Consider the following 17,539-nt stretch of genomic DNA (forward strand, 5'->3'; position numbering starts at 1 on the left):
CGTTACCCCAAGGCGCCTGCCGCACCGCTGCCGGTGGTGATCGGCAGTGCGCCCGCACCCGACCCGGCCATCACGGCGGCCGACCTCAAGCTGGCGCTGGCCGATATGGAGCAGTTCTTCGACGTCGAGCCCACGGCGCTGGAGGAATTGATCCATACCGCCGAAGGCCACGCGCGACGCCGCAGCATCGGCGAGGTCCTGGCCGGCCGCGTGGTTTGACGCGCTCTGCATAAATGCAACAACGACCTGCATGATTCCGGGTTGTACGCGGCAAATTTGCGCTGGTACGATCAGGCGATGGTTCGCCCCCGAACATCTTGATAAAGAACAATAAAAGCAGGGAGTTAGTGATGACTGCTCAGGTGTCCCCCGAAGCAAGCCACACCGATATTCAGCAGCAGGAAATACTGAGTGAGGTGCGTAACCATATTGGTTACCTCACCCTCAACCGCCCCGCCGGTTTGAATGCCATCACCCTGGACATGGTGCGGCTGATGACAACGCGGCTACAGGCCTGGGCCGATGACCCGCGGGTCTACGCCGTTGTGCTGCGCGGCTCCGGCGACAAGGCCTTCTGTGCGGGCGGCGATATCCGTTCCCTGTACGACAGCTTCAAGGCTGGCGACACCTTGCATGAAGACTTCTTCGTGGAGGAATACGCGCTTGACCTTATCCTCCACCACTACCCCAAACCCGTACTGGCATTGATGGACGGCTTCGTGCTCGGCGGCGGCATGGGCCTGGTGCAAGGCGCCGACCTGCGCGTGGTGACCGAGCGCAGTCGTCTGGCCATGCCCGAAGTGGCCATTGGGTATTTCCCGGATGTGGGTGGCAGCTATTTCCTGCCGCGCATCCCCGGGGAGCTGGGGATCTACCTGGGCGTTACCGGCGTGCAGATCCGTGCGGCGGACGCCTTGTACTGCGGCCTGGCGGATTGGTACCTGGACAGCGCCCGATTGACCGAGCTTGCGCAAAGGCTCGATAGCCTGCAATGGCGCGATTCTCCCCTCAAGGACCTGCAAGGCGTGCTCGCCCAACTGGCCGTGCAGCAATTGCCTGATCCGCCGCTGGCGGCCTTGCGTCCGGCAATCGACCATTTCTTCGCCCTGCCGGACGTGCCAAGCATTGTCGAGCAACTTCAGCAGGTCACCGTCGCCGATAGCCACGACTGGGGTCAGGCCACCGCCGACCTGATGCAGACCCGCTCGCCCCTGGCCATGGCTGTCACCCTGCAGATGTTGCGCCGTGGGCGCCACCTGCCGCTGGAACAGTGCTTTGCCCTTGAGCTGCACCTGGACCGCCAGTGGTTCGCCCGTGGCGACCTGATCGAAGGGGTCCGCGCCCTGATCATCGATAAGGACAAAAAACCGCAGTGGAACCCGCCAACGGTGCATGCGCTGGACGCCAGCCATATCGATAGCTTCTTCCGTGACTTCGCGCAGATTGAGAAATAAGCCATGCAAGATCTTGAATACACAGAAGAACAAGTGATGATCCGCGACATGGCGCGTGATTTTGCCCGTGGTGAAATCGCACCCCATGCCCAGGCCTGGGAAAAAGCCGGCTGGATCGACGATGCGCTGGTGGCCAAGATGGGCGAGTTGGGCCTGCTCGGTATGGTGGTCCCGGAGGAATGGGGCGGCACCTACGTGGATTACGTCGCCTATGCCCTGGCCGTGGAGGAAATCTCTGCGGGTGATGGTGCTACTGGCGCCTTGATGAGTATCCATAACTCAGTGGGTTGCGGCCCGGTCCTCAACTACGGCACAGAGGCACAGAAGCACACCTGGCTGGCCGCACTCGCCAGCGGCCAGGCCATTGGCTGTTTCTGCCTGACCGAGCCCCAGGCCGGTTCCGAAGCCCACAACCTGCGCACCCGCGCGGAACTGCGCGACGGCCAGTGGGTGATCAATGGTGCCAAGCAGTTCGTCAGCAACGGCAAGCGCGCCCAGTTGGCCATTGTGTTTGCCGTGACCGACCCGGAGCTGGGCAAGAAAGGCATTTCGGCGTTCCTGGTGCCCACTGACACCCCGGGATTTGTGGTAGACCGCACTGAACACAAGATGGGCATTCGGGCGTCGGACACCTGCGCCGTCACCTTCAACCAATGCGCGGTGCCCGAAGCCAACCTGCTCGGCGAGCGCGGCAAAGGCCTGGCCATTGCCCTGTCCAACCTGGAGGGTGGGCGTATCGGCATCGCCGCCCAGGCCCTGGGCATCGCGCGGGCCGCCTTTGAAGCGGCGCTGGCCTATGCCCGGGATAGGGTGCAGTTCGACAAAGCGATTATCGAACACCAGAGCGTGGCCAACCTGCTGGCCGATATGCAAACCCAGCTGAGCGCGGCACGCCTGTTGATCCTGCACGCCGCACGCCTGCGCAGCGCCGGCAAGCCATGCCTGTCCGAAGCATCCCAGGCCAAGCTGTTCGCCTCGGAAATGGCCGAAAAGGTCTGCTCCAAGGCGATGCAGATTCATGGTGGGTATGGGTACCTGGAAGACTACCCGGTGGAACGCTACTACCGGGATGCGCGGATCACGCAGATTTACGAAGGCACCAGCGAGATTCAGCGCATGGTCATTGCCAGGGAACTGAAGCACTACCCACTCTGACTGACACACAGGGGTAAAACTGTGGGAGGGGGCTTGCCCCCTCCCACATTGGATCTGCTGTGTTGTTGAAGTCTGGATTACCTGCATTGAATATCGGCGCCTGTCCGATCATGCAGAGCTACCCGCTCTGACTGACACACCGCGGGTAAAACTGTGGGAGGGGGCAAGCCCCTCCCACATTGGATCTGCTGTGTTGTTGAAGTCTGGATTACCTGCATTGAATATCGGCGCCTCGCCGATCATGCAGAACCACCCGCTCTGCCTGACACACCGCGGGCAAACTGTGGGAGGGGGCTTGCCCCCGATGGCGGCGGATCAGTCAATATGTTGGTTGACTGTCACACCGCTATCGGGAGCAAGCCCCCTCCCGCATTTGGATCTCCATGGAGTGTGAGAATCTCGTTATTTGTCCTTGAACGCGGGCGTACGTTTGGCCACGAACGCTGCCATCCCTTCTTTCTGGTCCTGGGTCGCAAACGCTGCGTGGAATACGCGGCGCTCGAAACGTACGCCTTCGGACAGGCTCACTTCAAATGCGCGGTTTACGCTTTCCTTGACCATCATGCTGATCGGCACCGATTTACCGGCGATCAGGGTGGCGACTTTCAAGGCTTCGTCCAGCAGCTCGTCGGCGGGCACGATGCGCGCGACGATGCCGCAGCGTTCTGCTTCCACCGCGTCGATAAAACGCCCGGTCAGGCACATTTCCATGGCCTTGGCCTTGCCCACCGCCCGCGTAAGACGCTGAGTGCCGCCCATGCCAGGCAGTACGCCAAGGTTGATCTCCGGCTGGCCGAATTTGGCGCCGTCACCGGCCAGAATAAAGTCGCACATCAGGGCCAGTTCGCAGCCGCCACCCAGGGCAAAACCGTTCACGGCGGCAATGATCGGCTTGCGGCGGTTGGCCACGCGGTCGCTGTCGCTGAACAGGTCGTCCAGGTAGATCTGCGGGTAGGTCAGCTCGGCCATTTCCTTGATGTCGGCGCCGGCGGCGAAGGCTTTCTTCGAGCCGGTCAGCACGATGCAGCCGATCTGCGGGTCGGCTTCCAGGCCATCCAGCGCCTGGTTCAACTCACTGACCAGTTGGGCGTTCAAGGCGTTCAGCGCCTGCGGGCGATTGAGGGTAATCAGCCCGACGCGGCCCTGGACTTCGAGCAAAATGGTTTCGTAACTCATGTATCGGCTCCTTAAAGATTGCGTGAGATGACCATACGCTGGATATCGCTGGTGCCTTCGTAAATCTGGCAGACCCGCACATCGCGGTAGATCCGCTCCAAGGGGAAGTCGCTCAGATAACCGTAACCGCCCAGGGTTTGCAAGGCGGCCGAGCAGACTTTCTCGGCCATTTCGGAGGCGAACAGCTTGGCCATGGACGCCTCGACCAACGCCGGCTTGCCGCTGTCGCGCAGGGCTGCCGCGTAGTGCACCATCTGCCGGGCAACGGCAATCTGCGTGGCCATGTCCGCCAGGCGAAAGGCGACGGCCTGATGGTCGATCAGGGCCTTGCCGAAGCTTTCACGCTCACGGGCGTAATCACGGGCCGCTTCAAACGCCGCACGGGCCATGCCCACCGATTGCGCGGCAATGCCTACACGCCCGCCTTCAAGGTTGGCCAGGGCGATCCGGTAGCCCTCGCCCTCCTCGCCCAGGCGGTTGGCGAGCGGCACCTTGAGGTCTTCAAACAGGATCTGGCAGGTATCCGAGGCGTGCTGCCCCAGCTTGTCCTCGACCCGCGCGACGCTGTAGCCCGGCGAATCGGTGGGCACGATAAACGCACTGATGCCACGCTTGCCCGCCGCCGGGTCGGTGACCGCAAACACAATCACCACACCGGCGTTCTGCCCCGAGGTGATGAATTGTTTGCAGCCGTTGAGCACGTAATGGTCGCCCTCAAGGCGTGCGCGGGTTTTAAGGCTGCTGGCGTCGGAGCCGGCCTGGGGTTCGGTCAACGCAAAGGCGCCGAGCATCGCTCCGCTGGCCAGGGGCTTGAGGAACTGTTCTTTCTGCTGGTCACTGCCGAACGTGAGGATCGGCACGCAACCCACCGAGTTGTGCACGCTCATGATGGTCGAGCAGGCGCCATCGCCAGCGGCGATTTCTTCCAGGGCCATGGCGTAGGCCAGGTAACCGGTGTCGCAGCCACCCCAGTGTTCCGGCACCAGCATGCCGAAAAAGCCCAGTTCGGCCATCTCACCCATGGCCTCCCGGGGAAAGCGATGGTCGCGGTCCCATTCGGCGGCGAACGGTTTCAAGCGTTCCTGGGCAAATTGCCGGGCCGCGTCGCTGATTTGCAGTTGTTCGTCATTAGGCAGCATGGTCAGTCCTTAATACAGGCATTCAACGGCCATGGCCGTGGCTTCACCACCGCCGATGCAGATTGCCGCAACGCCGCGCTTGAGGCCTTTCTGGCGCAGGGCCGAGAGCAGCGTCACCAGGATGCGCGCGCCTGAGGCACCGATCGGATGGCCCAGGGCACAGGCGCCGCCGTGCACGTTGACCTTGTCGTGGGGAATTTCCAGTTTGCTCATGGTGACCAGGCTGACCACCGCGAACGCTTCGTTGATCTCGAACAGGTCGACATCCTCCAGGCTCCAGCCGGTTTTGCCCATCAACTTACGGATCGCCCCAACAGGCGCGACCGGAAACAGCCCCGGTTCATCGGCAAACGCCGCATGCCCATGAATCACCGCCAGGGGTTTGAGGCCGCGCTTGCTTGCCTCGGATTCGCGCATCAGCAACAGCGCCGCCGCGCCATCGGAGATCGAGCTGGAGTTGGCTGCGGTGACCGTGCCGCCTTCGCGGAAGGCCGGCTTCAGGCTGGCGATCTTGTCCAGCCTGGCCTTGGGCGGCTGTTCGTCATGCAGGATGGTTTTCTGCTCTTTGCCGACAGTGACCTGCACCGGGACGATTTCAGCGGCAAAACTGCCGTGGGTGATGGCCTCCTGCGCGCGCGTCAGGGAGGCAATCGCAAAGGCGTCCTGGGCTTGACGGGTAAACCCGTTGTGCTCGGCGCAGTCTTCGGCAAAGGTGCCCATCAGGCGGCCCTTGTCGTAGGCGTCTTCCAGGCCGTCGAGGAACATGTGGTCGAGGACCTTGCCGTGCCCCATGCGATAGCCGCTGCGGGCGCGGTCGAGCAGGTACGGCGCGTTGGACATGCTCTCCATGCCGCCGGCGATCACCACGTCGATACTGCCGGCGCGCAAGGCATCGTGAGCCATAATCGTCGCTTGCATGCCGGAGCCGCACATCTTGTTGAGCGTGGTGCAACGGGTGGATTTGTCCAGCCCGGCGCCCAGCGCTGCCTGGCGTGCCGGCGCCTGGCCGAGACCTGCGGGCAGTACACAGCCAAACAGTACTTCGTCGACGGCGTCGGTGGCGATACCTGCGCGCTCGACCGCCGCACGAATCGCGGCGGCACCCAGCTGCGGTGCAGTCAGGCCCTTGAGGTCGCCCTGGAACCCGCCCATGGGCGTGCGCACGGCGCTGACAATAACGATAGGGTCATTCATGAAGATGCCTCCTTACCTGGCTGCCATGCGCAAGGCGCCGTCGAGACGGATCACCTCGCCATTGAGCATGCTGTTTTCAATGATATGCCGCACCAGGGCCGCATATTCGACGGGTTTGCCCAGGCGTGGCGGGAACGGCACGCCGGCGGCCAGGGCCTCGCGTACCTGCGGGGTCATGCCGGCCATCATCGGGGTTTCAAAGATGCCGGGGGCGATGGTCATCACGCGGATACCGAACCGTGCCAGTTCGCGCGCGGCCGGCAAGGTGAGGCTGGCAATCGCGCCCTTGGAGGCGGCATACGCGGCCTGGCCGATCTGCCCGTCGAACGCCGCCACCGAGGCGGTATTGATGATGACACCGCGTTCGCCATCGGCATCCGCATCGGTTTCAGCGATGGCCGCAGCGGCCAGGCGCAACAGGTTGAAGCTGCCGATCAGGTTGACGTTGACCACCTGGGTAAAACTGGCCAGGCCGTGCGGGCCGTCCTTGCCGAGAATCTTCTCGCCACGCACCACACCGGCGCAGTTGACCAGCCCGTGCAAACCACCAAAGGCGGCAACCGTGGCGTGGACGGCGGCTTCGGCCGCCGCTTCCTGACTGATGTCCGCCACGGCGCTGCGGGCGTTGTCGCCAAGCTGGCTGGCCTTGGCGGCAACGGCGTCGGCGTTGAGGTCCACCAGCATGACCTTGGCGCCCGCCGCGATCAGCATGTCAGCGGTGGCCGCGCCGAGACCGGAAGCGCCGCCGCTGACCAGGAATACCTTGTTTTCAATGTGCATCACTGTTTCCCTTTGAAAAGATCACGCCACGGCCGCCTGGGCCTTGGCGATTTCCTGATTACGCAAGATGAAGCGTTGCAGCTTGCCGCTGGGGGTCTTGGGCAAGTCGCTGACGAATTCGATTTCCCGCGGATACGCATGGGCCGCCAGGCGTTGACGCACGTGCAGGCGCAATTCTTCGGCGAGCTCCGGGGTGGCGCGGTATTGCTCGTTGATCACCACAAAGGCTTTCACCAGTTCGGTGCGCTCCGGGCAAGGTTTGCCGACCACGGCGGCCTCGATCACGGCCGGGTGTTCGACCAGCGCACTTTCCACGTCGAACGGCCCCACGCGGTAGCCGGAGGTGGTAATCACGTCATCACTGCGCCCGACAAAACTGATACTGCCGTCCGGGTTGAGCTCCACGGTATCGCCACTGAGGTAATACTTGCCGACAAAGGCTTTGGTTTTCACGCCGTCGTAGCCTGCGAACCAGCACATCGGCGATTGCTCGCGGTCGATGGCGAGAATGCCGGGCTGACCGGCAGGCAATTCCTGGTAGTTGTCATCCAGTACCACGATGCGATGCCCGGGCGAAGCGAACCCCGCCGCGCCGACATGCACCGGATGCGCCAGGCCGTGGTGATTGCACAGCACCATGCCCAGCTCGGTTTGCCCGTAGTGGTCGTGAATGGTCACGCCGAGGTTGTCGGCGAACCAGCGAATCACCTCGGGGTTCAAGGGCTCGCCGGCGCTGCTGACGATGCGCAACCGGCCCTTGATCGAACGGGCGAACTGCTCGCCGCCGGCAATCAATAGTCGATACGCGGTGGGCGAGCCGGTCAGGTTGGTGATGCCGTATTTATTGATGACGCGGCAGGTGCTTTCCAGGGTAAAGGGACCATCGTAGAAGGTAATCGGATGCCCCATGGACAGCGGCCCGGTCACACCAAAATAGATGCCGTAGGCCCAGCCCGGATCGGCCACGTTCCAGAATGCGTCTTCGGGGCGCAGGTCCACCGCGTCGCGGGTATAGGCCTGGAATGCGACAATCGCCTTGAGCGGCACCGACAGGGCTTTGGACGGCCCGGTGGTGCCCGAGGTGAACATCAGCAAAAAGGGCTCGTCCGCCCCCAGCAGTACGGGCTCGCAGGTATTGGAATAATGGGGCAGTTCGGCCCAGAAGCTGAAATCGCCGCGCACCAGGCCTTCGCCTTTGGCCCCGGTGACCGTCACGATGGTCGGGCAGCCCTCCACGTCCGCGAGCTTGGGCCGATTCACCGCATCGGTGACCACCAGGGCGGCGCCGGAACTGTTCAGGCGATGCTCGATGGCCTTGGGCCCGAATGCGGTGAACAAGGGTTGATAGACCGCGCCGATACGCCAGGTGGCCAGGACCACCACCAGCAGTTCCGCCGTGCGCGGCAACAAGCCGGCGACTTTGTCACCGCGCTTGATGCCCTGCCCCAGCAGGAAATTGGCAAAGCGTGCGGCCTGGTCCTGCAAGTCGGTAAAGGTGACCGTGGCGCTGCGCCCGTCCTTGCCCTCCCAGAACAGCGCAATACGCCCGGGCAGTGCGTGACGGTCACAGCATTCCACACAGGCGTTGAGGGCCTGCAGGTTGCCGGCCAGCGTCATGTCGACGGTGTGCTGGTAATCGAATTCGGTGGTGGCGGCCAGGTAATCACGCATCGCTTCGGTTCCTTGTGTGTTTTTGTTTTAAGGACACTTCCAAACCAGGTCAATCGCCTGCAAATAGTCGCTCCACAGCGCTGCCACCAGCAATGGTCAAAGCCGCCAACATGGCTGACTGGTTTGGCCAATCCGGTTTGACACTCGCCCTGCACTGGCCGAAGCTTGCGACTTTGTACCCGTACCCTGCCTTCGGACGCCTGCATGTCAAAGTCACGCCGTTACTCCATCATCGGCCTGTGCGCCCTGTTGTCGATTGTGTTGATCACCTGGTTTTTCTCCCGCACAACGCCCGTGGTCGCGCCCCCGGCGATTGCCCAGGGTTATTCCAAGGCCTTGAAGCAGGCGCGCAATGGCGAGCCGGGGGCGGCGCGAGTGTTGTATCAACAGCTGGGGCGACCGGACCTGTCACCCGAGCGGCGCGCCGCGCTGCATGCCGAGCTGCCCAACTACCCCAGTCCCCAAGCGCTGAAGCTGGCGGATAAAGACCTGGCTGATGCCTCGCCCGTGGTGCGTGAAGCGGCGATCCACAGCATTGTCGGCCTGGTGCCGACCGGCCAGCGCACCTTGCTGCTGGGCCCGGTGCTGGAGGACCCCGAACAGCACGTGCGCTTTGCCGCCGCCAACGCCCTGCTCGGCCTGTCGCCGGATACCCTGGGCCTGTATTTCGGCCCGCTGCAGCAAGTGCTCGACGAATTCGCCAAAACCCTCAAGGCCCAGCCCGAGACCGCCGAAGGCTGGATTCAATTGGCGCGTCTGTATATCCACAGCGCCCTGCTGGCGGATGCGCAACATGCGCTGCAGCAGGCCATGCGTTTGCAACCGGACAACCTGCAAGCGGTGGTGGCGCAGATCGAGTTGCTGGATAAACAGGGCAAGACCGACGAATCGCGCCAGCTGCTGGCGCAGCAATTGGCGGCGCACCCGGAGTCGGCCTACCTGCAACACGCCCTGGGTATGTGGCTGCTGCACCATGGCGAGCGCCCCTACGCCTTGCTTGGCCTGTCCAAGGCGGTAGAGCTTGAGCCGGACAATCAGGATTACCGCTTCGACCTGGCCACCACGTTGCACGACCAGGACGAGCTTGAGGCGGCCCAGCGGCAGTTGGAAGACATCGTCCAGCGCCACCCGGCCAATCGAAAAGCGCGTGTGTTGCTGGTCAATTATTGGAAAGAAAGCGGCCAATTGCAGAACGTCCAGGTACTGCTGGCACAGCTGGAGCAGCAGAATCCGGATGATCCGGCCCTGCAGCAGGGTCTGTGATGGCCCCGCAAAAACCTGTAAAAATTGGCAGGTTGCTCACAAATAACGTTGAACCGCTACAGACCGCCAGGGTCAAGTGAATATGACGCGTCCAACGGCGCGCACCCAATTCGTACGTGACCTGAGGGCACTTCTTGTCTACATCAACTTCGCTCTTAAGTGAAAAGGCAGCCACCGGCATCGAAGGTCTTGATGACATTCTTTCCGGGGGCCTCTCACGCAGCCATTTGTTCTTGCTGGAAGGCGAGCCTGGCACGGGCAAAACCACGGTCGCCCTGCACTTTTTGCAGGCCGGCGCGAAAAACGGTGAAAAGTCGCTGTATATCACCTTGTCCGAAACCGAACGTGAGCTGCGCCAAGGTGCCAAGTCTCATGGCTGGGACTTGGACGACAACATTCATATCTTCGAGTTGACCCCGCCGGAAAGTCTGCTCAACGCCGAGCATCAGCAGAGCCTGCTGTACTCCTCCGATCTGGAACTGGGCGAAGCTACTCGGCAGATTTTCGAAGTGGTGGAACGCATCAAGCCCACCCGCGTGGTGGTCGACAGCCTGTCGGAGATCCGCCTGCTGGCGCAGAGCTCCCTGCGCTATCGCCGGCAGATCCTGGCGATCAAGCATTACTTTGTGCGCTATGACGCCACAGTGCTGCTGCTCGACGACCTGACCACCGAATCCCTCGACAAAACCGTGCACAGCGTGGCCCATGGCGTGATTCGCCTGGAAGAACTGACGCCCAGCTACGGTGCCGAACGTCGCCGTGTGCGGGTAGTGAAGTACCGGGGCCAGAAGTACCGTGGCGGCTTTCACGACTTCACGATCATGGGTGACGGTGTGCATGTGTTTCCGCGCCTGGTGGCGGCCGAGCATCGCGGCGGCTACACGCGCCAGACCATGAGCAGCGGTATCGCCGAACTCGATGCCTTGATGGGCGGCGGCGTCGAGACCGGCTCCAGCAGCCTGATTCTCGGCCCGGCCGGCACCGGCAAATCTCTGATCTCCATGGTCTTCGCCGCCGCGGCGGTCGAGCGAGGGGAAAAAGCCGCGCTGTTCATCTTTGACGAAGAGATGGGCCTGCTGTTCGAGCGCATGAAGAACATGGGCATCGACCTGGCTGCGCTGCAGGCCACCGGCAACCTGCTGATCGAACAAGTCGACGCGGCCGAGCTGTCGCCTGGTGAATTCTCACACCGGGTACGCCGCTGCGTAGACGAAGGCGGCATCAAAACCGTGGTGATCGACAGTATCAACGGCTACCAGGCGGCCATGCCGGAAGAGAACGCACTGATCCTGCATATGCACGAACTGCTGCTGTACCTCAACCGGCGTGGCGCTGCGACCTTCATGACCGTCGCCCAGCATGGCCTGGTCGGCGATATGCAGACCCCGGTAGACATCACCTACCTGGCCGATACCGTGATCCTGCTGCGTTATTTCGAAGCGCTGGGCAAGGTGCGCCGGGCCATTTCCATCATCAAGAAACGCACCGGTACCCACGAATCGACGATTCGCGAATACCGCATCAGCAGCAATGGCATGACGGTCGGCGAACCGCTGGATAACTTCCAGGGCGTGCTGCGCGGCATACCGATCTACATGGGCGCCGGCTCGCCTCTGCTCAAGGAAGAGGGAGTGTGACGTCTCTGTCCCCGGTGTTTGAACGCGCCATTATCCTCGCGCCTTTGGGCCGCGACAGCTCGTTGGCGCTGATGATGCTCAACGAAGCCGGTTATCAGGGTATGGTCGTCGGCAATCTCATCGATTTGTGCGAAGCGTTGAACGAAGGTGCCGGCCTGCTCATTGTGGCGGCTGAAGCCTTGCGTGGCGTGGACCTGGACCCCCTGCTGGAGTACCTGCACCAGCAACCGGCCTGGTCTGACCTGCCCATTGTGCTGATGACCCATCACGGCGGCAGCGAGCAAAACGGCTCATCGCACCTGAGTGGGTTGCTGGGCAATGTCACCTTCCTTGAGCGTCCGTTCCATCCCGTGACCCTGATCAGCCTGGTCAGCGCCGCCCTGCGCGGGCGGCGGCGGCAATACGAAGCACGGGACCGCCTGCTCGACCTGAGCGCCAGTGAGTTGCGCCTGCAACGCACCCTGGAGTCCCTCGAACAGCAGGTGGAAGAGCGTACCGCGCAACTGCGCAGCAATGAAGAAGCCTTGCGCCAGTCGCAGAAAATGGAGGCCGTCGGCCAATTGACCGGCGGCATCGCCCATGACTTCAACAACATGCTGACCGGCATCATCGGCAGCCTGGAGTTGCTGCGAAGGCGTATAGCGCGGGGCAAGCTGGACGATCTGGACGGCCTGATCGACCTGGGTGTCACCTCGGCCAACCGTGCCGCCGGCCTCACCCATCGCCTGCTGGCGTTCTCGCGCAGGCAGTCGCTGGACCCCAAACCCGTGGAGATCAATCAACTGGTCAGCTCCATGGGCGAATTGCTGCAACGCAGCATCAATGAAAGCATCTCCCTGCAAATGCGCCTCAGCGACAGCCTGTGGACGGCCGAGGCCGACCCCAATCAACTGGAAAGCGCCCTGCTCAACCTGGTGATCAATGCACGTGATGCCATGCCCGGCAGCGGTATTCTTACCGTGGAAACCACCAACCGCCACCTCGACAGCGTGTTCACCGCCGCCTATGGCACCTTGAACCCTGGCGATTACGTGGAGTTGAGCGTCAGTGATACCGGCTGTGGCATTCCGGAACATTTGATGGGACGGGTGTTTGATCCGTTTTTTACCACCAAGCCGATCGGCCAGGGCACCGGCCTCGGGCTGTCGATGATCTATGGCTTTGCACGCCAGTCCCATGGCCATGTGACGATTCACAGCGAAGTCGGCAAAGGCACCACGGTGAGTTTGTTCCTGCCACGATTTGTTGGCGAGATCCAGCACCAGGAACTGCTTAATCCGACATTGCCACCCTTTGCCGATACTGGTGAGACCATATTGATCGTCGAGGATGATCCGGCAGTGCGGATACTGGTCAGCGCCGTACTCAAAGAGCTCGGTTATGGATTTGTTGTGGCGGGTGATGGCGATACGGCGCTGCCGATCATTGAGTCCGAGCAGCGCATTGACCTGATGATCAGCGATGTAGGCCTGCCAGGGATGAACGGGCGGCAACTGGCGGAAATAGGCCGGCAGATTCGTCCGGAACTCAAAGTGTTGTTTATTACAGGTTATGCCGAGCATGCGGCGGTGCGCGGTGGTTTCCTGGAATCGGGGATGCAACTGATCACCAAGCCATTCACGTTTGACTTACTGACAGCCAAGGTGCGGGAGATGCTTCAGGCGTAAATAGATACATCGCTATTAAACGAGTTGTCATAGATCCATGTTGGCCCGAAGGAATCAATGCCTGTTTTTCACCACGAAACGTAAGCACTTCGTATGAAAAATACTTCCGCCAGCATCGATCAAGAGAATTTCGTCAGTGATTACGCTTCCTGCTGTTTTACTCCAATTCTCTGCGCCGGATGGAGTCCCGTTCGCTGAGAATCGCGCACAAACTGTCCCCTCCTCTGCCTCGCCAGTGACGGAGATTCCCGTGGCCACTGGGGCCACCGATGAATCTCCTCAGATAGAGGGGGACAGGGCCTTGGCCAGGAGGTACGCCAATGCGCTGAAAAGTCCGGACATTCAAGCGCATGGTCTGGATTTTAACAGGTTCGTTGTTCAAGACATTCCGCCGAACTCGTCCTTCGGACAATGGCGAACGCACCTGCACGATATAATTCAAAGCCCCGCAATGCGCGATTGGTCACGCAATAAGGGCATTGACCTATCCTTGCCCTTCAAGATTGATGCACGCAACGGCATCATCAGTCTCAACCGGGCGGTCGACCCTATCAGCGTATATGACTTTCCTGGCTGGCCTCTACTTATGAGCGCCGCTAAAGCGCTGACGCCGGACGGTGGGGTTGTTACGGTCGGGAAAAAAAATACCGCACCGGTGCAAGACATCGGTTTTTTTTACCGTGAATATCTTCATATTGATCGCTCAACCCCCCAGCACGCTCAGGAAGAACTTCTCAGAGCGCATGCCGATAAGGTGCTGGAGGGACCACCTTTCAAACCAGCATATTCTCAAAACCCTTTTAAAGAGGATCTGATTCTTCAACAGACTCGACTGGGTGATTTGAATAATCGTAGGGCCGTGAGTGGCCAGATAACCACCCGTCTTGCCGCAACACTTGGAAGGCTATCGAACTCTGTAATGCCCTATAGCACTCCCGAGGAGCGCGCGCAGCCTTTTAGCTCGGCCCAACAGGAAACGATGAAAAGTACGGTGTTCACTGTAGACCCCTCCTCGTCCTATTTTAAAGAACACAATCTACTGCCGGGGGCAACCGTGACCCTGCACACGTTTATGGTGGACCACGGTGTAGAGATTCCCGCGACCTATGATCAGCTCTCGGTCGTGGCCAAAACATTGATGAGTGTACCGCCGGTAAAGCCCGCTCTCGGAGACCTGGGTGGTGCGCTTTCCTGGCCGACGCTGCTAAGCAACGAGGATCAGCGCAAGCTCCACTCTGTCATTCGTCATGTGTTGAAAGATGAGCAAGACGACAATTTGCTCGCTCATTGGACCCGTAACGTTCACTGGGATGCCAGCACCCTCAATGATAATCCTCGTCAAGTGCTCAGCGAGATCCTCAATTCCTCTAGAGCACGATGGATGGGTTTCGCAGCCGAATATAATCTTGGCGAAATAGCCTCGCCTAACTCTCTTGAAGACTGGATGCTCGCCGCGCTTCAAATCTCGCTGGACAGTGACAGTGTGCGAACCTCGACGAAAAGCAAAGTCGCCGGATTCGACTTGGCCGACCCCTACCTCGGGGGGAAAAGCGCATCCACTTTACGAAGCGCCCTGATTGATCACCTGATCCGCGAGGAAAAAGCCACGGTCCGTACTGCGCCGCTTGCCGAGTTTGTACTGTTGTCTCGCAAAGCGCAGGAGCTTCTTGTCAAAGATATACCTGAGGAAGTCAAATTTGGCTCGCACACATGGGTCAGTTTCAGCACTGGGGTGGCGCGCATCGAAGCCCAGGCACCCGGCTCTACCTGTACGATGACGTATGCGCAGGTGATGACTCGCAGTGCTCAACTACCACTTTCGCCTGAAGAAAAGCTCGTTGAAAAACTCGCGCAAAATGACGCCCTAAAAATCTGGGGCGTCGTACAGGGTATCTTGGACGCGACCCGCGAGGATGTGGACCCAGACCCAAGGATGGATGAGGTGCGCAGTGCATTTAACGAGCACGTGGCTCAGTTGAGCGCAGCGTCCATTGCGTTCGCAACGGAGATGCCCGATTTCCATGAGAAGGCGCTGAAACACTTGCAGTCGTTAATGCCGCATTTATCCTTGGATGATCTTAAGGACAAATGCATTACCCGTGACACAGCGCGGTATGACTTTCCCGGCCCTTGTTCGGTATTGGATTTATACCTGACCAACAAGCTCGGCTCCAGCGATCCGCAATGGCGGTCAAGTAACAGCAAAATAAGTCTGCCCGCCATTCGCGCGGTATTGAGTACTAAGACGTCCTCGATGTCGGATCTAAAGACTGAATTTGAACAGGAATTTTCCGCTTACGTTGATAGCTACGAGGCGGCAATTACTGCGCAAACCAAATATTTAATTTCATCGCTGCCTCTGTCTGATCGAAAAATGATCGAATACGGTCAGCTCACGGTCGCTCAACATTTTTTGGTTCATCTTCCCGCTACCACAGGGCAGTTGAAGAGCTACCCAAGGGATGAGGGAAAAATATATATACGCAGCAAACTCGATGAGAATACCCATACGTATGAAATAGACTGGAAAAAAAACACTATTGTAATGCGCGATGATTTAAATGAACTGAACATTGGACCCGCGCCCTCAGCCAGGTCCCCAATACCAAAAGGCATGAAGCTGGGAGATAAATTTAATCTCCTTGCACCCATCGCCCCTGATAGCAGCTATTCGGACACGTTGTTTGATGAGGCTGATGACTCGAAAACGCCAAAAAGTTACTCCAGCGAAAGAACACGCTACATCGCCGATGTAAAGTTAAAAATTGTCGATATTCAGTCGTATAAAAAGGCTGCCAAGGGATTGACGACGTTCGATACAGAAGTTTCAACCAACAAAAGAGTAGGTGAATTTTTCCTAAACCTTGTTCCACTTTACTCAGCCATCAAAAATTTCTCGAAAGGCAACGTCGGCGAAGGCATTGTTGACCTGGCATTGGATGCATTCGGGTTTTTCGTCAGCTTCGCTGTGGCTGCAAAGGGTGCCAAGGCCCTTAAAGCTGGGTCATCAGCACTCAAATACTTCAAGTATGGCGCCAAGATTTTTGGTCGTGGCACCGTGAGCGCACTTAATCCACTGGATGGCGTTGGTACGCTAGTAAGAGGTGTCGGAACCTTCGCAAACAACGTGGCAAAACTGGCCACCAGGAAAATCATCACGTGGACCGCGCCGCAAACCTATGATTTGCTGAAAGGGTTGAAGGGCTACGACTCCGGGGCAATAGGAACAGCGAAGATACAAGGAGAAATCGTTGAAACGGTAGCCGTGCAGAAGGAGGGGAAGTGGTATGCCATTGACACAGCTACCCGGCAACCCTACGGTCTTCCTTTAAAAGATTTCCTACCCTCCCCACGAATAAGTGTGGAATCGTTTGGACGATGGGCGACTGCGGCCGATCCCAGAAAAATGATAAGCGATAAGATTGTCAATGCATGGGAATCCAGTATCAAGCAACATCGAGGAACAGCGGAGTTCGACAATGGCTATTACATCGGCGCGTTTGACAATGTGCCTGGCTTAGGCAAAGCCAACAAAGTCGAAGACATCATGAAGTTGGCCGGTAATACCAAACTCACGGCCGAGCAGGTAGGTATTATTGCCAGGAAGTACGATGATATTGCTTACGCCTTTGGCCGTAAGGGTGCGGCGAGGTTCATCGATAATATAGAACCTCGCTTCGGTACTGTCACCCCCATGCCACAAGTCGTATACCTGACTCTGACATTACAACTGTCTGACGGGCAGTGCGCCGCGCTGTCCCGAGTAATGGCAACGGCAATTGAGAATGGAAAGGAAGCTGAGTTCATTAAAAATCTCTACACCGCTGCGGCGTTTCCCACAGATCCTGCCTCTCGAGCATTTGCTAAAAAGTTGAGCAAGATTCAGAACCAGGTGGGCCCCAGATCCGCTTTCCATGCCGATAAAACGCTCAGGCAGCTTTCCTATCAAGATATGATAAAAGAACTGAGCGATTCACCCATTCAAAAGTCGGTAATGATTGACTCGCCGGGCCACGCGATGGCGGCTGGGGTCAAGATAAAGAATGGCGAAAAGATATTTTGGTACTACGACCCAAATTTCGGCGTGGCAAGCTTTTCGTCCGCCGAAGCTATGAAGGGGGGCCTGCACAGACTTTTCCATGATAAAAAACTCAACGTTCAATACAGAACCCACGGGGTTGACAGGAACACTCTGGAGTTCAAAGTCTTTGATCATGATGACGAGTGGATGAAAAAAAACAGTGTCTTCGACGCAGATGTTAGAAGCTTATATGACATACCGCTCACAACGTCGAGTCGACCCTGAACTGGTCTAATGACATTGGGCGCCTTACTAGGGCGCTAAGATGGCGCCCAAAAGCTGGAGTGTGTAGACGCTGCGAAGTCCTTGACTGAATGAAATA

Annotated in this window: 11 protein-coding genes and 1 pseudogene; 7 read left to right on the forward strand and 5 right to left on the reverse strand. The window is 59.2% G+C overall.

The features are described 5' to 3' along the window. The 3 genes and pseudogenes from BFP96_RS17310 to BFP96_RS17320 all read left to right on the forward strand — a co-directional run. A pseudogene (locus BFP96_RS17310) lies at nt 1-219 on the forward strand (HPP family protein); the annotation flags it as partial. A 131-nt stretch (nt 220-350) separates the two neighbouring features. Beyond that, nucleotides 351-1,454, forward strand: a complete 1,104-nt coding sequence (locus tag BFP96_RS17315; protein ID WP_065936653.1) for an enoyl-CoA hydratase/isomerase family protein — start codon at nt 351-353, stop codon at nt 1,452-1,454. A gap of 3 nt (nt 1,455-1,457) precedes the next feature. Beyond that, the gene (locus BFP96_RS17320) at nt 1,458-2,609 is read left to right on the forward strand and encodes an acyl-CoA dehydrogenase family protein (protein ID WP_065936654.1); all 1,152 of its coding nucleotides are present in this window, start codon (nt 1,458-1,460) and stop codon (nt 2,607-2,609) included. Nucleotides 2,610-3,011: 402 nt separating this feature from the next. Here BFP96_RS17320 and BFP96_RS17325 read toward each other — a convergent pair whose 3' ends face one another. From BFP96_RS17325 to BFP96_RS17345, 5 genes are read right to left on the reverse strand one after another with little or no spacing between them, the layout of a single operon-like run. Next, on the reverse strand, nt 3,012-3,785 hold the full coding sequence (locus BFP96_RS17325; RefSeq protein ID WP_065884299.1) for an enoyl-CoA hydratase: 774 nt from the start codon (nt 3,783-3,785) through the stop codon (nt 3,012-3,014). A gap of 11 nt (nt 3,786-3,796) precedes the next feature. Beyond that, complete coding sequence (locus tag BFP96_RS17330) at nt 3,797-4,924, reverse strand: acyl-CoA dehydrogenase (protein WP_065936655.1); 1,128 nt, start codon at nt 4,922-4,924, stop codon at nt 3,797-3,799. A 9-nt stretch (nt 4,925-4,933) separates the two neighbouring features. After that, nucleotides 4,934-6,118: an acetyl-CoA C-acyltransferase gene (locus tag BFP96_RS17335; protein ID WP_065936656.1), complete on the reverse strand. Its 1,185-nt coding sequence runs from the start codon at nt 6,116-6,118 to the stop codon at nt 4,934-4,936. A gap of 12 nt (nt 6,119-6,130) precedes the next feature. Beyond that, nucleotides 6,131-6,898 (reverse strand): SDR family NAD(P)-dependent oxidoreductase, encoded by a 768-nt coding sequence (locus tag BFP96_RS17340; RefSeq protein ID WP_065936657.1) that lies wholly within the window; start codon nt 6,896-6,898, stop codon nt 6,131-6,133. Nucleotides 6,899-6,919: 21 nt separating this feature from the next. Then, a complete protein-coding gene (locus BFP96_RS17345; RefSeq protein WP_065936658.1) occupies nt 6,920-8,569 on the reverse strand; it encodes an AMP-binding protein in 1,650 nt (549 codons plus the stop codon). A gap of 204 nt (nt 8,570-8,773) precedes the next feature. On the opposite strand from BFP96_RS17345, the gene BFP96_RS17350 reads away from it, so the two are divergent. The 4 genes from BFP96_RS17350 to BFP96_RS17365 all read left to right on the forward strand — a co-directional run bounded on the left by BFP96_RS17350 (nt 8,774) and on the right by BFP96_RS17365 (nt 17,442). After that, nucleotides 8,774-9,832 (forward strand): tetratricopeptide repeat protein, encoded by a 1,059-nt coding sequence (locus tag BFP96_RS17350; protein ID WP_065936659.1) that lies wholly within the window; start codon nt 8,774-8,776, stop codon nt 9,830-9,832. Nucleotides 9,833-9,966: 134 nt separating this feature from the next. Continuing rightward, nucleotides 9,967-11,469 carry an ATPase domain-containing protein gene (locus tag BFP96_RS17355; protein ID WP_065892760.1) on the forward strand — a complete coding sequence of 501 codons (1,503 nt, stop codon included), beginning with the start codon at nt 9,967-9,969 and terminating at the stop codon, nt 11,467-11,469. After that, nucleotides 11,466-13,136, forward strand: coding sequence for an ATP-binding protein (locus BFP96_RS17360; protein WP_065936660.1), 1,671 nt, complete (start codon nt 11,466-11,468; stop codon nt 13,134-13,136). Before BFP96_RS17355 ends, BFP96_RS17360 begins: the two co-directional genes overlap by 4 nt. A 250-nt stretch (nt 13,137-13,386) precedes the next feature. After that, nucleotides 13,387-17,442 carry a YopT-type cysteine protease domain-containing protein gene (locus BFP96_RS17365; RefSeq protein ID WP_065936661.1) on the forward strand — a complete coding sequence of 1,352 codons (4,056 nt, stop codon included), beginning with the start codon at nt 13,387-13,389 and terminating at the stop codon, nt 17,440-17,442. Nucleotides 17,443-17,539: the final 97 nt, after the last annotated feature.

This window comes from Pseudomonas sp. 34 E 7 (assembly GCF_900005715.1).
GTDB classification, from domain to species: domain Bacteria; phylum Pseudomonadota; class Gammaproteobacteria; order Pseudomonadales; family Pseudomonadaceae; genus Aquipseudomonas; species Aquipseudomonas orientalis_A.

Excerpts from the sequence above, each read along its gene's own strand:
- BFP96_RS17315 (WP_065936653.1), top strand. The coding sequence starts at position 351 with ATGACTGCTCAGGTGTCCCCCGAAGCAAGCCACACCGATATTCAGCAG.
- BFP96_RS17330 (WP_065936655.1), bottom strand. The coding sequence starts at position 4,924 with ATGCTGCCTAATGACGAACAACTGCAAATCAGCGACGCGGCCCGGCAA.
- BFP96_RS17345 (WP_065936658.1), bottom strand. The coding sequence starts at position 8,569 with ATGCGTGATTACCTGGCCGCCACCACCGAATTCGATTACCAGCACACC.
- BFP96_RS17350 (WP_065936659.1), top strand. The coding sequence starts at position 8,774 with ATGTCAAAGTCACGCCGTTACTCCATCATCGGCCTGTGCGCCCTGTTG.
- BFP96_RS17340 (WP_065936657.1), bottom strand. The coding sequence starts at position 6,898 with ATGCACATTGAAAACAAGGTATTCCTGGTCAGCGGCGGCGCTTCCGGT.
- BFP96_RS17325 (WP_065884299.1), bottom strand. The coding sequence starts at position 3,785 with ATGAGTTACGAAACCATTTTGCTCGAAGTCCAGGGCCGCGTCGGGCTG.
- BFP96_RS17335 (WP_065936656.1), bottom strand. The coding sequence starts at position 6,118 with ATGAATGACCCTATCGTTATTGTCAGCGCCGTGCGCACGCCCATGGGC.
- BFP96_RS17320 (WP_065936654.1), top strand. The coding sequence starts at position 1,458 with ATGCAAGATCTTGAATACACAGAAGAACAAGTGATGATCCGCGACATG.